Below are 271 nucleotides of genomic sequence, written 5' to 3' on the forward strand. Positions count from 1 at the left end.
CGCCCAAAATGACCGTGAAAAACAGGCCGTCATTAAAATTTTCAACCCGATTGACAAAGCAGATACGTTACAGAAAGCGAATACAGCCATCGATGATTATCCTTTTTCCAATCAAATCCCTACTTTTATTACAATTGGAACGGTTTATCCGCAGAAAGGGTATGACAGACTTCTGGACGTTCATAAAAAACTGATTGAAGAAGGGCTTATTCATCAGATCATCATCATTGGTGATGGTTTTGATTATGTGAATATCCATGCTAAACTGGAT

The 271-nt window shown here is 38.0% G+C and carries 1 pseudogene; it reads left to right on the top strand.

Annotated features, from left to right (window positions below):
• Positions 1-271: pseudogene (locus SCA31_RS23525) on the top strand (glycosyltransferase); the annotation flags it as partial.

This window comes from Chryseobacterium sp. SIMBA_028, from assembly GCF_046535285.1.
Taxonomy (GTDB): domain Bacteria; phylum Bacteroidota; class Bacteroidia; order Flavobacteriales; family Weeksellaceae; genus Chryseobacterium.